This window comes from Planctomycetaceae bacterium, from assembly GCA_039680605.1.
Classification (GTDB): Bacteria; Planctomycetota; Phycisphaerae; order SM23-33; family SM23-33; genus JAJFUU01.
Genome location: JBDKTA010000063.1, coordinates 1 through 16977, shown reverse-complemented (window position 1 = coordinate 16977; position 16977 = coordinate 1). Strand labels below are relative to the sequence as shown.

The window sequence follows — 16977 nt, the reverse complement described above, 5'->3', positions numbered from 1 at the left end:
GGGGATTGTACGCTTGGACGGATCATTTGGCAATGGGTATTGCCTGCCGACGTGTTATAGTTACTTGCAGCACCGACCTTATAGAAAGGGCGCGACATGACGAATCGAATAGCGGCGGCGGCGATGATCTGCGTGGCGTTGGCTTTTGGCGATCTGGCGCGCGGCGAGGCCAAGTGGGGTTCTGACGTAAAGGCCGCAATGGCCCAGGCCCAGAAAGAGGGCAAAGACCTGCTCTTTGATTTCACCGGCTCGGACTGGTGCGGCTGGTGCATCAAGCTGCACGAGGAAGTTTTCAGCCAGGAGCCCTTCGTCACCGAAGCGCCCAAGCTGTTCGTGCTGGTGACGCTGGATTTCCCCCGCAAGAAGCTTTCGGCCGAGCTGACGGCCCAGAACCGCCAGTGGCAGCAGAAACTCGGCGTGCAGGGTTTCCCCACGATCTACCTGCTCGACGCGCAGGGGAGGCCTTACGCCGAATTGGGATACCAGGAAGGCGGCGCCAAGAAGTACATGGAGACGCTCAACGCCAAACGGCAGATCCGCGTGCGGCGCGACGAGGCGCTGGCCGCGGCGGCCAAGGCCTCCGGGCTCGACAAGGCCAAGCTGCTGGATAAAGCCCTGTCGGAAATCGACCCGGCGGTAGCGGTCAATTTCTATCGCCCAACCGTCGACGAGATCGTCAAGCTCGACGAAGGCAACAAGGCCGGCCTGAGCGGCAAATACGAACTTGCCGTCGTCATGGCGGATGTGCAAAAGGAGATGTCCGCGGGCAAGATAAAGGAAGCTCTGGCCAAGATCGACGCGGCGATGACGAAACTCAAGGCCACCGGTCAACTGGCCCAGGACCTGCTGTTCCTCAAGGCCCAGGCGCTCTACGGCGCCAAGCAACTCGATGAGAGCAAGAAGACCCTCCAGGAGGCTCTCAAGATCGCCCCCGAGGGCAACAAGGTCCAGATGATCAAGACGGTGCTCGAGCGAGCGTTCCCCGCCAAGGAAGAATAGATCCCGGCGCGAGCCGGCACTGCGGATTTCCAAAGCTCACAGAGCAAGCGGCCGTTGCTGCCGCGCTCCGCATTACTCCGTCTGCAACCGCTTGACTTCTTCGCCTTTGAGCAAGGCGTGGGCCTCGCGCACAGCGGCCAGCACCGCCTCGGCCGCGGGATGTTTCCCCAAGGCGCCGCGCAGGTCCAGGTCGTCCATCTTGTCGGCGCGGTTTCCGGGGAACCAGTGCCCGCCGCTGCCGAGCAGGTTGTAGCGCATCTTGCCGTACTCGATCATGTCGTATGCCGCCGCGAGGTTTCGCAGCCAGACGATCGAGGGAATGTTGATCTCGCCGGGGGTGTCCTTCCAGGTGGGCAGGCCCATGGCCATAGGGTTTCGCAGCGCCGGCTGGACCGCCGCTTCGTACGCCTGCTCCAGCCGCGCGACGATGGGCGCCAGCAGCGCCGGCGCCCGCTCGAGCTGGTCGACGGCCTGGGCGTGGTGGTCGAAGTCGCTCGGGCGCGACACGCCGATGCTCAGGGTGTGTACCTGCCGGTGCGACAGGCAGAACAGGTCGTTGAAGACGATCGGGTGAAGCGGCTGGCACAGGTCGACCAGGCGCTGCGGGGGCTCGTAGAGCTTGCCGCCCTTGTCGACGGGGCTGATGACGAACACGCCCATGTCGCGCCGGGTGGCGGCCTCGATCGCCGGCCAGTTCCACTGCTGGATATAGAACCAGTGCAGGTTGACGTAGTCGAACCCGCCGTCGCCCTCGTGCTCGATGGCCGCAACGATCACGTCGGCAGGCCCGTGCGTCGAGAAGCCGATGTGTTTGGCCTTGCCGGCGGCCTGAATCTTCCGGGCGGCCGCCAGGCACCCGCCGGGTCGCACGGCCTGGTGCAGCACCTGTTCGTCGTTGATCCCGTGCAACGCCAGCAGGTCGACGCAATCGAGGTTCAGCCGTCGCAGCGATTCCTCGAAGTTGGCGACAAAGACGGCGGGGTCGTCCTCGGGGGCGATCTTGGTCTGGACGATAATGGCGTCGCGCGGCAGCTTGGGCAGGATCAGCCCGAGCTGTCGCTCGCTGGAGCCGTAACCGCGGGCGGTCTCGAAGTGGTTGATACCCAGTTCGAACGCCCGCTGGACGCAGGCGGCCATGTTGTTCTGGTTGTCGGCGGGGACGTCGGACAGCGGCAGGTCCTGCCACTGGAATTGAAACCGCATTCCGCCGCAAGTGATCAGCGGCATCTGCAACTCGGTCCGGCCAAAGCGACGGTACTGCATGGGAGTCCTTTCGGGATGGAATACAGATAAAAACTTACCACAGAGACACAGAGGGCGCAGAGGAAAAAACCAAAAACCGAACGGGGACGGGGAGTGCGGGATTACGCGGATTGGGAAATGATTAAGAGGATTGGGAAAGAGAGACGCATGGGACTATGGGTTCTTCGTCCTCGTCGTCGTCCTCGTCCTCGTCGTCGGTTGTTTCTTTTCCGGCTCAGGGACGGGGAGTGCGGGATTACCGGATTGGGAAATGATTAAGAGGATTGGGAAGAAGAAAGAAAAACCAGGACAAGAGCTTTTGTCTTTGCAGTCCTTGCCGTCCTTTGTGTCCTTTCCCCGGTCTTGTTTTACCTCAGAGCCCTCTGTGTCTCTGTGGTAAGTTTTACCGCCCCGGGATGGCGGGGGCGGAGGTGGTTTCCATGGCCGGGCGGCTGACGGGCAAGGTGATGGCGAAGCTGGTACCCTCGCCGGGGGTGCTATCGACGTCGATCTTTCCGTGGTGCTCGTTGACGATCTTACGTGCCACGGCCAGGCCCAGGCCCGTGCCGCGCTGCCCTTTGCCGCTGTAGAAGGGGTTGAAGATCTTGTCCATCTGCTCGGGCGAAATGCCCGCGCCGTTGTCGATCACCGTCAGCATCACGCTGCCCTCGGTCTTTTCGTAGCGGCTCTTGAGGGTGATGATCCCCGCGTTGTCGCGGACGGCGTCCATGGCGTTGTTGACCAGATTCAGCAGAGCCTGGCGCAGCCCGTCGGCGTCGGCCGGAATCATCGGCAGGTTCTCGCCCAGTTCCGTCACCACCGCCACGCCGCGCTCGTCCGCGGCCGCCGAGACCAGCGACACGCAATCCTCGAGCACTTCGTTGACGTCGGTCTTGACCATCAGCGGCTCGCGGTCTTTGCTGAAGGCCAACATGTTCAGGATGAACCCGTTGATACGCCCTAGATTGCGCTGCACGATCGGCCAGGCGCTCTTGGCCTTGGCGATGTTGTTGGCGTTCAGCGCCATCTCCACCACGTCCGTGCCGGCCCCCAGCGCCTGCAGGATGTTTTTGATGTGGTGGCTCAAAACCGCCACCGTCTCGCCGGCGGCGGCCAACCGCTCCTGCTGCACGTTGGCCAGGTGCAGGCGGATGTTGTCCACCGCCAGACCGGTCTGGTACCCGATGGCCGTCAGCAGGCGGAGCTGCTCGGTCGAGTACGTGTGCTCGGAGAGGCTGCAGTCGAGGTGGATGATGCCCAGGATCTTGTCGCGCCCCTTGATGGGCACGCAGACCGCCGAGCGGATGCCATAATTGTGTACGCTCTTTCCGGCGGCGAACCGCTTGTCCGACATCGCGTTGGTGCTCAGCACGCCCAGTTGATTGTTGAGCACCTCGTTGATGATCGTGCGCGAGATCGGCGGCGTCTCGTCGGCCACGCCTTTGGCGAAGCGGGAACTCTTGAGGTTCAGCTTGCCCTCATCGGAGATCAGCATGGTGAAGCCGCGGTCGGCGGGCAGGATGTCGAAGATTCGGCCGAGGATATGGTCGAGCAACTGGTCGACGTCGAAGACCGTCCCCTGCTCGCGAATGAGTTCGTAGAGGAACCGCAGGTTGTCGATGGCGGTGGCGCCGGCCTCGGGCGTCGGGATGATGACCGAGTCTTCATTCGAGGGCAGCGTGGCGACGATGTTGGCCTCGACGAGATTTCCGTTCTCGTCCACGTCGACGACCGACCCGCTTCGCGCCACGCGGCTATCGACGTCGACGAACACCAGCAGCGACCCGCCGCAGCGGATCTGGTCGCCGCGGTTGAGCGGCGCAGGCTTGGAGAGCTTGACGCCGTTGAGGTACGTTCCGTTGGCGCTGCCCAGGTCCGTCAGCACCCATCGCCCCGCCTGGCGGCTGAGCATGAAGTGCCGGCGCGATACCGTGCTGTCGGTCAGTTCGAGCGAACCGCTCTGGCGGCCGAGGATGTTCTCGCCCTCTCGCAGGTCGAGTGTCTTGCCGCGGTCAGGACCCTGGATAATTTGTATGGATGCCACTAATAGCCCCTCTCCATTCCGGAGAGACGTAGGACCGGGTGGATATCCAGATCGGACCCCCTTGCGCGGGGGCCGCAACCACGGATTCTCCGCCCGACCTGCCCGAGATGACCGCTGGATGATATATATGAAAAGGCTGGTCGACCGAATCTCATCTAGCTTTCATCTGTTCTTTTACCGACGCCGCCTGCCACTGTCAATGTGAATCTCGCGGGCCAACCACACATCCCTACAATCGGTCCGCCGCCGCCTCGGACAGGAACCGATTCTTGCTCCTCTCGCGCCCGATCGTCGTCTCCGGACCATGCCCGGCCAACACGCGCGTCTCGTCCGGCAGCGTCATCAACTGCGCCCGCACGTTCCGCAGCAACCGCTGCTGGTCACCGCCGCGGAACCCGGTGCGGCCGATCCCGTCATAAAACAACGAATCGCCCGCCAGCACCAACCCCTCCTGGGGATTATAAAACGACACGCCGCCCGGCGAATGCCCCGAAGTGTCTAGCACATGCCAGGTTGTGTCGCCCAAAGTCAATACGGCCGGGGCATTCAGAAGTTCGTCGGCCGGCGGAGAGGTAATGGCCAGACCGAAGACGCCCGAGAGATTGCGATCCGGGTCGTCGAGCATGTCCGCATCGGCCGCGGGGCAATAGCACAGTGCCCGCGGCCAGACCTGCTTGAGCTCGCCGACGCCGCCGATGTGGTCGCCGTGCCCGTGCGTCAGCAGGATCATCGACACGTCGGCGCCGCGCTTCTGAAGCAGCGCGGGCAGCCCGCCGGCGCCCATGGCCGGGTCCACCACCGCCCACTGCCCCTGCGATTCCAGCAGGTACGTGTTGGTCTTGAGAGGACCCAGGATGACGCATTCAATCTGCAGGCTCACAACGTTGCTCCAAGTAAAACTCACCACAGAGGCACAGAGGGCTCAGAGATAAGAAACAAAACTCCACGCCTGTTGCTTCTTGCTTCTACCTCAGTGGCCTCTGTGCCTCTGTGGCAGGTTGTACGGGCCTCTGTAACTTATAGCCTATTTCGTCGAAAGATACGCATTAATGATATCGCTGACGTCGCAGGCTTTCTGGTCGCGCTGCGCCAGGCCGACGATCTTTCGCTCGCGCAGGGCGCTTTCCGGCGAATCGCTGGCGTGGGCGCCGTTGCGCATCAGGTCGCGACCGAAGTCGCTGCGGACCGTTCCCGGCTGGGCCTTGCTCGGATCGGTCGAGCCCAGCACCTCGCGGATCGAATCGATCGCCCGCGGTCCTTCGTACAGCAGCGCCAGGCACTTGGTGCGGCTGGCGGCCGCCTTTTCGTCCGGACTGACCGTGATGGGGTTCACGCCGGTCATGTACTCGACGATCTTGTTGAACTCGGTTTCGGCGTTGCGCTGGGCGAGGTGGTTGGCCAGCACCTCGGCGTCGGCCTCGGTGACCTCGAAGTCGAACGCCCCGGACAGGCGCTGCGTCACCGCCCTCGTCACCAGGAACTTGAGCTTGCTGACGAAGATCTCCTTGAGAGGCCCGTAGAACTCTTCGCCCTGGGCGACGGTCATGTTGAAGAGCTTGGCCGCCACGATGCGCAGACCCGTCAGGCTGAACGTGTCGATGATGTATCCCGGGCGGCGCGAGCGGGTGTAGAAGTTGTCGGGCTTGAGCATCACCAGCGAGACCTGCGGCGGCTGTTCATACTGGATGAGGTTGGTCAGCAGGCCGCCGTCGCTGACGGCGAAATCGGCCAGCAGTTTCAGATGCGCCGCGGCCATCGCCGGCGAAGGGCAGGCGATGACTGCCGGCTCGAAGTGGCGGATCGATCCGTCCTTGTTGCGGATCAGGTCGCCATACGTGCCGCGGATGGTGTTTCCGACGGGCTGGTCGGTGAAGCTGCCGATGACGTCATCCTTGAGGTGCCGCACGGCGTTGGCGCCGCGGAACAGCAGCAGCATGCAGCGGGGCACGTGGCCCCACTGGTTCCGCCGGCGCAGGTTTTCGTCGAGGTACCGCCGCCAGGCCTGGGCGAAGTCCGCCGGCGTGTCGTCGGGACAGATGATCTCTTTATACGCGTCGACAAAGGCGTCGGAGAACACGTACATGCGGGTGGCGACCAGCTCGAGCTGGGCGTTGGCCAGCAGGCGGCTGATGATCCCGCCGGTGCGGCTCTTGAGCAGGCTGTAGGGCGTGATCAGGGCGTAGGTCAGTTCATCGCTCACGGCGTCTCTCCCATCGATTCTGGCTGTCAGGGCAATCGAGCGCAGAAGGATAACAAATCCTCATCCGATTTCCAATTTCCAAATTTGCATGCGCCAGCAGCACGGACAGAAGCCCGGGAATATGCGACACAGAGGCGCAGAGAAAACAGAGAAAAGCAACTGTATTGAAGAAGAACTAAAAAGCCTTTCCCGTCACTGTTTTCTCTGCGTCTCTGTGTCGCAAGGGTCTTTGCCAGGCCCGAAAGCGGTACGCTCCATACCGCAATTCCACTTCCTTGCACTTTGTTGTACTTTTCACAGCGATTTGCGGGGAAGCCACCCTTCCGCCCCCCCCGTCACGCCATAAAGTCGTCGCTCCCACGGACATAACCATTTACGCCAACACGGCTTATATCGAAGCTCCGCTTGGCGTGGTGTTAATTCTTTACTCTACAATAAGTTATACATACTCTACCAAGGCACCGCAACCCAACGCAGCAACAGATCCGTTAGCGGCGGGGCTCGCCCCTCGCCGCGTCGCATCTCAACAATTCACCATTTGTGCAGAAAATCTGGACCGCAGACCACATATTCTACCCCGGTCGGCGCGGCGCCGGAAGGTGGGGGCTTAACCAACTCTCCTAGCGTTGCTGCAAGGGAGTCACCTTGCCGGTGGACCAGAGTCGAATCAGATCCGGCAGATTGGCCAGCCCTTTGCCGTCCTGGGCGGCGGCGGTTGCCAGATCCAGCACTGTCTTGCCCTGATTGTCCTTCAGTTTCCAGTCGGCTCCGGCGTCCATCAACGTCTGAATCGTATCATAACGATCAAGAGCAGTATGAAGGGGGGTCTGGCCGTTGTTGTCGCGAGCGTTGATATCAGCCTTGGCGGCCAACAGCGGGGCCACTGCTTGTGCGCTGGCATAGTGCAGCGGCGTTCTGCCCAGGGAATCACGTGCGTTTACGTCTGCACCTACGGAAAGTAATTGTGCTACAGGCCCAGGCTTTCTGTCAGCCCGGAAAATATCTGTGTCTATGACGGCCGCTGCGAGGTGCAGGGGCGTCTTGCCCGACTCCTCCCGCACGTCGAACTTCCCGCCGTGCTTGTGCAAGGTCAAAACTCGCTGTTGATCGTACAGCGAAGCGGCAGCCGTATGCATCGGTGTACATTTCTGGTTGTCACGCGCATTTGGATCGGCCCCTGCCGCCAGCAGCACCTCCATGACCGGCAATCTGGCTTCGTGCAATGCGGTGGCGCCGGTCTTATCGCGGGCATTAATGTCCACTCTGCGATCAAGCAGCAGTTTGGCCTCGCCGGCTGTATGCACATGAAACAGCAGCGTCTTCCCGTTCTTGTCAATCCGTGACGGATCGGCGCCTTTCTCAAGCAGCAGTTCGATCAGGCCTGGTGCATCCCCGTGGGCGGCAAGTCCAAGCAGGCCGCAGTAGTCCCCGCCTTTGGGGGCCAAGCGTACATCCGCGCCTTTGGCCAGCAACGCCTTGGAAATGGGCGAGCTGCCATAAAAGGCGGCGAAGCACAACGGCGTCCAGCCGTCGTTGTCCAGAGCGTTCACCTCGGCCCCGGCCTTGATCAACTCGACGGCGAGCTCGGCGCGAGGAAGATCCTCCTTCCGCGCCACGTTCTGAGCCAGCACGTGAAGGGCACTTTGCCCTTCGTGGTCCCGATGGTTAACCTTTGCCCCTTTGGAGATGAGCAGCATGGCCATCTCCCGTCGGTGTACGTAGAAAAGGGGCGTCTGCCCTTTTTCATCCATGTCGTTGACACGGGCCCCCTTGGAAATGAAGAACTCGGCCAGTTCGGTTGTCGGTCGCATGACTGCATGATGCAGCGGCGTCCACCCATTCTCATCAGGACAGTGGATGTCTGATCCAAGTTCCACCAGGAGTCTGGCAGCCGAGAGTGTGCCACACATTAACAATGGCCTATCAGTCCAGCGCCTGGCATCGAGTCTGGCGCCGTTCTTCAGAAGCGTCTGGATCATATCTCTGTTGCCGGCATCGGCCAGCGCTGTGAGCACTTTACCGGCTTGACTCTCGGTGAGTCTGGCTCCTCCGCTGAGTAAGAAGAACACTACGTCCTGGTCGTATTTCTCCTGCGACAGTTCGACTGCCAGGCAATCGCTTTGGCGGATATTGGCTCCATGGTCCAACAGGTACTGAAAGAGGATGGGATTGGCTCGGGCGGCCGTCAAAGCGCCGTCAAGCCTGGCAGCGCCCGCTTCAACCAGGAGTTTCACCATTTCCTCGTGTCCCTGTTCCGCGGCAGGGCGAACGGCGGAACAATGTTCGCTGTCCACCCGTGCGCCATGGCGGATGAGGTATCGTGCCAGTTCAAGGTTTCCGCACTCTGCCGCGCCGGACAGCGGCGTCAACCGATATCCTTCCACGTCAGCGCCGCGTCGGACCAGGAACTTGGCAACCTCAAGATGCCCTTTCTGGGCCGCCAGGAATAGCGGCGTGTAGCCGCCCCAGTTCAGCGTCATCGAAGGCTGTGCTGCGTCAATATTCGCGCCGCGGTCAGCCAGCGCTTTTACCACGCCGACATACCCACGTTCGGCGGCGGTGTGAAGGCTGGACCTGTCCAAGGGATCACCCTTGTCGGGCTTGGGATCTTTCAGCGCTTGAGCAAGGAACTCCTTTTCCTCCCGATCCATGGTGTACGGCGCAATTCCCCCCATCCCCACATGCTCCTTCGCCGCCGGAAGGGCCTCCAGATGCACAAGAACATGCAGGTAGTGTTTGGGCGCAGCGATCTGCGGCAGCGGTCTCAAATATGCCACCGCCCCGGTGGATGCCGGCTGCGTCTTTGGCGCTTCCAGCCGATATGTGGTCACGGGAACTATCCAGTAGATGCTTTGGCCGGATTGAAGGCTCACTCGCAGGTCCGGCGCCTCAGCCCGCTCGCAAAAGTCCCCTGGCTGAAGCAATCCCTTTTCCTTATCTAGTGGCAGCTGAATGTTCAATGTGGCCGAGATGCTCTTGCCGTCGGCCGAGGTAGTCGCTCGGACACCCAGAGTGTTGTCAAGGTTCCCCCAGCGATCCTTCCAGAAGACCCTTTGTCTACTGCCGACCTTCCGGCTTTCCTGTGCCGTCTGAAGCGCCCGCAGTGCTTCACGCGCCGGCTGGGTATCTAGCACCATCGCCACATCCGCAGGCTGCGATGTCGCCGCTTTTGCAGCCTGCCGGCGCAGGACTTGATCCTCCTTTTCGGGGACCATAAACCAGACAGCTTCAACGGCGAGCTGGCAAGAACGGGGCGATTGTGCCCACCATTGCTCGAGACGTGCGGCGATTAAAGCCTGAATTCCCTTTGTCTGAAGGACCTGCAGCGTGCAATCTTTGTATATGATTTGACCACGCCCGCCAGGCATCCAGGAGGACTCATCGATGCTGCGCAGCTCTTGGACCAGAGGAGCGGCTCGCTTTGCCATGATGGAGGCCAAGGTTGGCCTCTCCTCGCCGCGATAGCCCCATCCCCCGCCGCTGATGAGGTAAATCCCAGTTTTGGGCTGCGTGCTCGGTGGCGGCCACTGCGCCCGTTGCAGCGCGTAGTCCGGCGATTCCTGAAGCAGTTCGGAGATGTCATAACTGCAGCTAACCAGATCAGCCGCAGCGGAACTCGGCTGTGACGCGGGCGACGCAGCGGATATCCCGTTGCTGAATGATGTTGTCAGCCCTATAGCCCAAAGTGCAGTCGCTGCAACTACGGAGTTCCGCATTACCCAACCTCCCGCAGCATCTCTTCCCATCGGACTTTGTCGGTCGCCATGGCGAATATCCCTTGTCTCATCCCTTGCCATCACAGCCCAATGCCTCGTAGCCGCCCTCGCCGGCGGCCAAATCCAGGCGGATGATCCGTCGCGGCAGGTGGGGAAAGCCCAGCGCCGAGGGATCGACCGTTATGGTGCCTTTTGCCGCTTTGCCGGCGCAGTATACCACCGTTATGCCTTTGGCGCCGCGGTAGCTGCGGGCAGCAATGGCGGCGTTTGAAATCTTCAGCCCCTCCCTGTCGCGAAAACCCTCAGGATAGCCCGGGGCTCTGCCGTCGCGCATGGCACGGCGCAACTTGGCAAACTGCCGCAGGGCGCGCTGAAGCGGTCCGCGGCCGCGGCCGTCGATACTCGTCTCGGTGAGCATCTGGACGCCCAGATACGCCACGAAACCATTGATCAAGGCCTCGTTGACGAGTTCTGGCGCCAGCAGGCGTGCGATGTCCTCGCCGAGAATCGCAGGGCGGTAGGGAACGCTGTAGCGCACGATCTCGCGTCGAGGCAGCCCTCCCGGCGAATAAAAGCCCATCCCGGCCGACTGCCAGAGGTCGGCGTTGCGTGTCTGTATGTCACTGCCGACCTCAGTGGTTACCATGCCCCCGTCAGGGCCGAAGGTCTCGCGAATCTCGCGGATCATCCGGTCGATGCCGTTGACGTGAGCGCAGAGGCGCTTGACGCTGTCGGAACCGTGCGGGTGATCATCCCGTGGGCAGACCAGGTACTGCGTCGGTCCCTGGTCCAGGGTCACCCCGCCGCCGCCAAGGGCTGCATAACCGGCGGCGTACTTCTCGACCCACAGCTTCTGCCAGGCTTTGCAGTCGGGGCAGGCCACATTGCCGATTTCCAGCCAGTTGGCGTTTTGCGTGTCGCAGCCGGTGTCCGCCTGAGCCACGTAGTCGCGGGCTTTGGGATGGTTGTAGAACAGGTGCGCATAGAAGCATATGCCCGTCATCCCCATTCCCCGCAGCTCGCTGCACATGGCGGCGGCCCCGGCGTCGCCGCCCAGGGACTTCTTGCAGGGCAGGTGGTCGGGCATGAAGTTGGGGAAGTTCGCACCGGAGCCCCACAGCAGCAGGCCCATATTCTCCGGTAGAAGTCCGATCTCTTTGGCGTAGCGCCGTATGCCTTGCGGCACGTCGGCGAAGGTCTTCTTGTCAAGGGCGGACGTCACGAAGAAATCCATCTTGCGAACCGCCGGCGACGTCTGCACCCAGGTCCTGTAATCGCCGCGGAAGGCCTGCTCATACTCGCGGCGATAGATGTCCGCCATCCGGTGCCAGTCTCCCTCGTGCGGGGCGACGATCCACGCGTCGGTCTCAAAAGACGCGCCCGACTCCAGCCCGCACACGCATCCCACAGAACCAAACCGCAATGGATGCTCGGCAAGGTTGAACATCTGCCAGTTGACGTGCATTCCCCCGCCTGCCTGCTGAACGTTAAAGAGCATGGTCATGCCCTGGCGATTCAGGTAGCCCACGCCGATTCCGCCGGCCGGACCGTAGAGGTCCATCCAACCGCAGTCCAGCCCGCAGTGCGTTCCAAAGAGCGGATACCCGAACGTCGCAGGTTGCGTGAAATGCCCATGTGGATTTGGCCAGACCTGCCCATACGACCACGTCGGCACGGCCAGCGTTTCAGCATCGCGCGATGCGGCCGCTACAAGCTCGCCGCCGCCGCAGGCCAGCTTTGTCACGCGGTAGGGCGAGCCATTGGTCAGGCATGCACGAATGAGGAAATGCTCGGCGTCGTCGGCCAACGTGATCCGGACCGCCAGGCGCACGCCGGTGCGGTTGCCCGCCACCGTTACAAGATTCGCGTAGGTCATCCGCAACGTCTTGCCGCCGCGGGCGCCCATGATCGTGTAACGCATGGCCTGCATGCCCTTCCCCCCGACGGGCATACTGACTCGCAGAAAGTCCGGGCACCAGTCGTGGCCCAGCGTCAGCTCGAAAGGCCATGAGCCGGTCCCGGGCAGCTTGTGGCTCAGGCCGGTCTTCCTGTTCAGGATTTCTATGAAGTAGCCGCTCGCGCGGTCGATCACCAGTTCGACCTTACCGTTGCCCAAGCGCATGCGTCCACGTTGCTCTTTCAGGTACGTCTTCATCGATTTGCCTTTCCCATATGGCCTCTGTCCAAGGCCGCCACTTGACGCTACTTGACGCGGGTGATGCGGAAGTAGTCGATGCGAGTCAGATCCGTGCCCCACCAGTCGTTGGGGCTGATGACCAGGCGGATCAGGTCGCCCTTTTTGCACGGAGCGGCTTTGACTTCGAACGCGGCGCTGTCGGGGCCGACCTTGTCGCCCACCGGGCCGCCCTTGCCGAGCACCGCTCGCGGCTCTGGAACCGACTGGCCCACGCGTTCTGCCGCCACCTCGACGATCCAGCTCACGCCGTCATGCTTGGGCGCCTTGAAAACCTGCAGGTCCGTGATCTTGCCGGCGATGTCATACGTGCCCTCTGCCGCAACGCGGAATGTCACCGACACTGAGGAGTGGCTGCTCTTCTCGACGTACGGGTGGGCGAGGATCTGAGGGGCTTTCAGGTCGCCCCAGAAGCCTTCGAACTTTCCGTTCCAGTCTGTGTTGAAGATCCAGCCGTTGGTCTGATTCGGGTTGGGCAGCTCGCCGGCAACGGGGCCGGTGACTTTCTTCTGGTGCCCGGCGGCGGAGTTGAGGTCGACGATGCCGTTGGCGCGCTGATTGGCAGACAGCGTCGCCGTCGGCAGCGTCAGTCGGTGATGGCCGCCGAAGATCAGTCCGAACCAGAACCCCCACGTGTCGTCCTCGGTGTTGCCCTTGCCGTCGGGGCCGTCGCCCTTGGGGTCGGCCACGGCGGCCGGCGTCAACTCCACCGTATCGCCCGGTTTCAGCGTCACCACGTGGGCGGCCTTGACGGCCAGTCGCGCCTGCTCGGCGGCCAGTTCCTCCGCGGTGGGCTCCTTGGGCCTTTCGGGAAGGGCCAGCGTACTGCCGGTGAGCTCATTGGCGACGGTGCGGGCGATGATCTCGTTGCCGACGGCGGTTGGATGCAGGCCGTCCCAATCTTCGTTGGCGTCTTTGCGGCCGATGAAGGGCGTGTGCGTATCTATGCACCCAACGTTCATGTCTTTGGCGATCTGCTGGATCACCGGTACGACTTCCCTGCGAAAGAAAGCCGTGTCGCCGCCGAACGAGTCGCGTTTTGCCGCCGGGGGCAGCAGCAGGTATATCTTCCGCTTGCCGGCGGGGTCCTGGAACATCTTGATCAGGTCCTTGTACCCGGCGATGAAGCCCGCCTTATCGCCCGGCCATCCCTTGGGCCTGCCCTCGATCGCGCCGAACATCATCAGCACCACGTCCGCGCGGAACTCCCGTGCGTGGGACGCTTCGCGGCGGCGCCAGACATTCCGCGGATCCATGTTCCGCAGCAGCGTCGCTCCGCCGGAGGCGAAGCACTTCACGTCGTATCCTTCGCCGAGGTGTTTGGCCAGCGCCGGGGGCCAACGCTTGTCCGTCGAGAGACTGTCGCCCAGGACCGCCACGCGAACCTTATCGGCCGCCGCCGCCGCAGGGGCCGCCTGCGGCTGGGGCTTGGCGCCGGCGGTGAAGGTCAGCACATAGTCGGTGCGCGTCTTGCCTTCCTTGTCGATGAGCTTTGAAGTCACGGTGACCTTCTTGATCTGCGTGTGCTGAAAGGCCAGCACGTGCGGCTGCTTATTTGCTGCCAGCTGCGCGTCGACCCACGTCTGGTCGATCGTCAGATCCATCGTGTTGGGCGTCTTGTACCCGTCGATGCATAGAAAGAACGCGTTCTTGTGCGTGAAGGAATATGTCAGACCCTTCTCGTCGGCAGGGCCGTTGCCGGGCATGGCATAGGGACCGGCAAAGACCTTGTTCCACACGCCGCCGGCCCAGGGGCGGGTCTCGTTAGGCCCGGTGTCGTGGCTGCCGCGGATCGCGTACACGGGAATCTTCGCGTCGTACGCCGGCGCCATCGTCTTGCGAAAAAGCATCAACTGCCCCTCGAGTTCCGCGGCCGTGCCGGCGCCTTGCACCAGATCGCCCGTGACCATGATCAACTCGGGCTTGACGTTCTTGACGATGTCATTGATGACGATGCCCAGCGTTCGTGTCGCTACGCCGCCGGTGCTGTCGCCGGCGGAGCCTTGGCTGTCGGACATCACGACGAACGTCCAGCTCTCCGCCCTGGCGGGCGAGGCCGACAAAAACATCAGCACAAGAGCCGCCAACGCCAACGTTGCTTTCTTGATCACGCGGTTCTCCCTGGAATGAGCGTTCGCCAGTGTAACCCCCGGATTCCCCAGGTGGGGTGAGTATTCCTTGCATGGACTTGGGCTGACCAGTAGTGCCGGAGGCTGGGTCGAGCACGGGCAGAGCCCACACGCGGGGAGGGTTTTCGATGCGGCGTCACTTCTCGCTCGCCTATGGCCAATCGGACGCGTATGATATCTGCGGGAGTGGCGCCGCATGCTCAGGCACTGGATCATGTTGACGGTCAGTCTGCTGGCAATCGCTGCCGGCGGCTGTGAGAACAAGGAAGACCGCGTATCGCGCAACAAGCTTCGCCGGGCGGTGGAGCAGACGCAGTCGCGCGACGTCCCGACGGCGATCAAGGGCGCGCGGGCGATCGCGGAGAACCGCCTGGCCGTCGAGGCGCTGCCTCAACTGAGCGCGGCTCTGAAGCACCCCGAGCCGGAGGTCCGCCGCGCGATCGCCATCACGCTCTCGCAGATGGGACCGGCGGCCAAACCGGTCTTGGAGGACGTCAAGACCGCCAAGAAAGACCCCGACCGCCAGGTGCAGATCGCCGCGGCCTTCGCGCAGGTGCTGATCGACCCGGACGCGGTGCCCGACCTGGCGCCGCTGACCGAGGCCCTGACCAGCCCGGTCGAGGCCGACCGTGGGCAGTCGGCCTTCCTGCTGGGATTCCTGGGGCCTCGCGCCACGGGGGCACTGCCGGCGCTTGAAGAGGCCGCCAAAAAAGGCGGCAGGGCCGGCCAAGTCGCACAAGCGTCCATCCGCAGGATCAAAGGCGAGCGCACGCCCGCCCCACCGATCGGATCTTCCCCCGGACGGGTGACGGAGTAGCGAAGGTTGGATGCATGCATGGATGGATGGATGGGTGGATGAAGGGAGGGATGGTTGCCATGGCGGGCGTTTCTCACCCGCCATGTCCCTGACCGTGATTCGCGAACATGGCGACCCGCCAGAAACAACAACGCGTGTCGCCATGCCACCCGACTCGTCCTCGTCGTCGTCCTCGTCCTCGTCGTCGGTTTTTTCTATGTCAAAGCCGATCAGGGCTTCCACAATTCTGACGTGCTTTGAAGTTCTTCGACGGTCACCGCCCGCACGGCGCCGCAGCCCATCAGGGCGTTCATTTTGCCGCTGTGACGCAGGCGTTCCTCGTCGACGATCGTGTTCAGGATGTCCTGATGGTTGCCGTCGGGATCGATGACGGCCGAGTCGTAGTCGGTCACGACCAGTTGTTCCGGGCGTACGCTCGAACCTTCGGGCACCTGGTTGTTCATACCGTAGTTGCCGGGCCAATCGACCATGACAGGCCCGCCCCCGCCGCCGCTGGCGGGCACTTCGGTCACCAGAATTCGCCAGTTGTCGATGTATCCGCCCCAGCAGCCCGTCGAGACGATCTCCAGTTCAGTGCCGCTGTTGCTGAGGCGCAGGGCGTCGTCGCCGTTGAGGCTGATCCACGATCCCCAATAATAGGAACTGTAATTGGTCGTCGGGTTGCCCACGATGGGATCGCTGGCATAGAGAGCGGCCGCGACGTAATCGCCGGCGATGATCCCAATGACCTTGCCGCCGGCGACCTTGATCGTCGCCGGGCGGTCGGCCCAGTGCGGGCCCCACGGCGCCCACGGGTCGCAGTAGTACATGAAGTAGCTGTCGACCTTCGTGCCGGCCGGCACGATCTTGTTGGCCTGGATGTAGTCCATCCGCGATTCGAAATCGACGTCGGTGAACGCCACGGCCAGGTTCGCCGCCAGGGTCACGTTCTTGCGCTCGGGAAAGATGAACGACTTGGTGCCGCTGTACGTGCTCAGGTAGGTCTGCGTGGCGATCATCTGGGTGCCGCCGGTGGCGGTAACCGACAGCGGAACCTGCGCCGGCGGCGGGGCTCCCGGCTCGCCCGGGGCCTGGAACGTGTAGCGGTCGCCGCCCTTGGGGCAGGCCAGAACTGCCGGCGTGGCGTTGGCCACCACGGTCGATGTCCAGTTGGCCACGGCCGGAACGCCCTTGGCGCCAACGTGCAGGGCCTGCGAGATATTGTTGAGGTTGGACTTGCACCGCGTATCGGCCACGCGGTCCAGGAACGCCCCGCCGGCGGGAATCAGTAGCGTCACCAGTATCGCGATGACGGCCACTACGATAAGCAACTCCGTCAACGTCATCCCCTGCGAAGGGCTGCGGTGTGCGGGTCTCATGTCGAGAACTCCTTTGGCGATAACCTATCGTATTATCCGCCTCGCGGGCGTCCGTGTCTTGGACTTTCTGAAAACGTTCCCATATTTCTATCGGACCCTGCTGGAGGCTTCAAGAGGCTGACGAGAAGCGCAGAAAGAAGATGATCGCTTCGTGAGCGACATTCTTTTCTGGCACACCGCAGCTTATATATCTGCAACCTGTTACGACTGCCAGAGAGTAGAAAGTTGAGAGTAGACCGCGGGAGAAGTCCGGGCGATAGGCCGCGATGGCAGGTCTG

10 protein-coding genes are annotated in these 16977 nt (G+C 62.5%); 2 read left to right on the top strand and 8 right to left on the bottom strand.

The features are described 5' to 3' along the window. Positions 1–96 precede the first annotated feature (96 nt). Complete coding sequence (locus ABFD92_18555; protein MEN6506542.1) at positions 97–999, top strand: thioredoxin family protein; 903 nt, start codon at positions 97–99, stop codon at positions 997–999. A gap of 72 nt (positions 1000–1071) precedes the next feature. Here the strand turns inward: ABFD92_18555 and ABFD92_18550 are convergent, their stop codons facing one another. From ABFD92_18550 to ABFD92_18520, 7 genes are all read right to left on the bottom strand, one after another. Then, positions 1072–2262: an aldo/keto reductase gene (locus ABFD92_18550; protein ID MEN6506541.1), complete on the bottom strand. Its 1191-nt coding sequence runs from the start codon at positions 2260–2262 to the stop codon at positions 1072–1074. A 382-nt stretch (positions 2263–2644) separates the two neighbouring features. Beyond that, entirely contained in the window at positions 2645–4285 is a 1641-nt protein-coding gene (locus ABFD92_18545; GenBank protein ID MEN6506540.1) for an ATP-binding protein, read from the bottom strand. Between the two features lie 229 nt (positions 4286–4514). Further along, entirely contained in the window at positions 4515–5165 is a 651-nt protein-coding gene (locus tag ABFD92_18540; protein ID MEN6506539.1) for an MBL fold metallo-hydrolase, read from the bottom strand. A gap of 144 nt (positions 5166–5309) precedes the next feature. Then, positions 5310–6485: a nucleoside-diphosphate kinase gene (locus ABFD92_18535; protein MEN6506538.1), complete on the bottom strand. Its 1176-nt coding sequence runs from the start codon at positions 6483–6485 to the stop codon at positions 5310–5312. A 620-nt stretch (positions 6486–7105) separates the two neighbouring features. Further along, positions 7106–9925, bottom strand: a complete 2820-nt coding sequence (locus ABFD92_18530) for an ankyrin repeat domain-containing protein (protein MEN6506537.1) — start codon at positions 9923–9925, stop codon at positions 7106–7108. 343 nt (positions 9926–10268) lie between these two features. Then, the gene (locus tag ABFD92_18525; GenBank protein MEN6506536.1) at positions 10269–12356 is read right to left on the bottom strand and encodes a hypothetical protein; all 2088 of its coding nucleotides are present in this window, start codon (positions 12354–12356) and stop codon (positions 10269–10271) included. A 47-nt stretch (positions 12357–12403) separates the two neighbouring features. Then, positions 12404–14506 carry a GDSL-type esterase/lipase family protein gene (locus ABFD92_18520; GenBank protein ID MEN6506535.1) on the bottom strand — a complete coding sequence of 701 codons (2103 nt, stop codon included), beginning with the start codon at positions 14504–14506 and terminating at the stop codon, positions 12404–12406. A gap of 214 nt (positions 14507–14720) precedes the next feature. On the opposite strand from ABFD92_18520, the gene ABFD92_18515 reads away from it, so the two are divergent. After that, positions 14721–15341 (top strand): HEAT repeat domain-containing protein, encoded by a 621-nt coding sequence (locus tag ABFD92_18515; protein MEN6506534.1) that lies wholly within the window; start codon positions 14721–14723, stop codon positions 15339–15341. Positions 15342–15550: 209 nt separating this feature from the next. On the opposite strand, the gene ABFD92_18510 is transcribed toward ABFD92_18515, so the two are convergent. After that, on the bottom strand, positions 15551–16699 hold the full coding sequence (locus ABFD92_18510; protein MEN6506533.1) for a prepilin-type N-terminal cleavage/methylation domain-containing protein: 1149 nt from the start codon (positions 16697–16699) through the stop codon (positions 15551–15553). Positions 16700–16977: the final 278 nt, after the last annotated feature.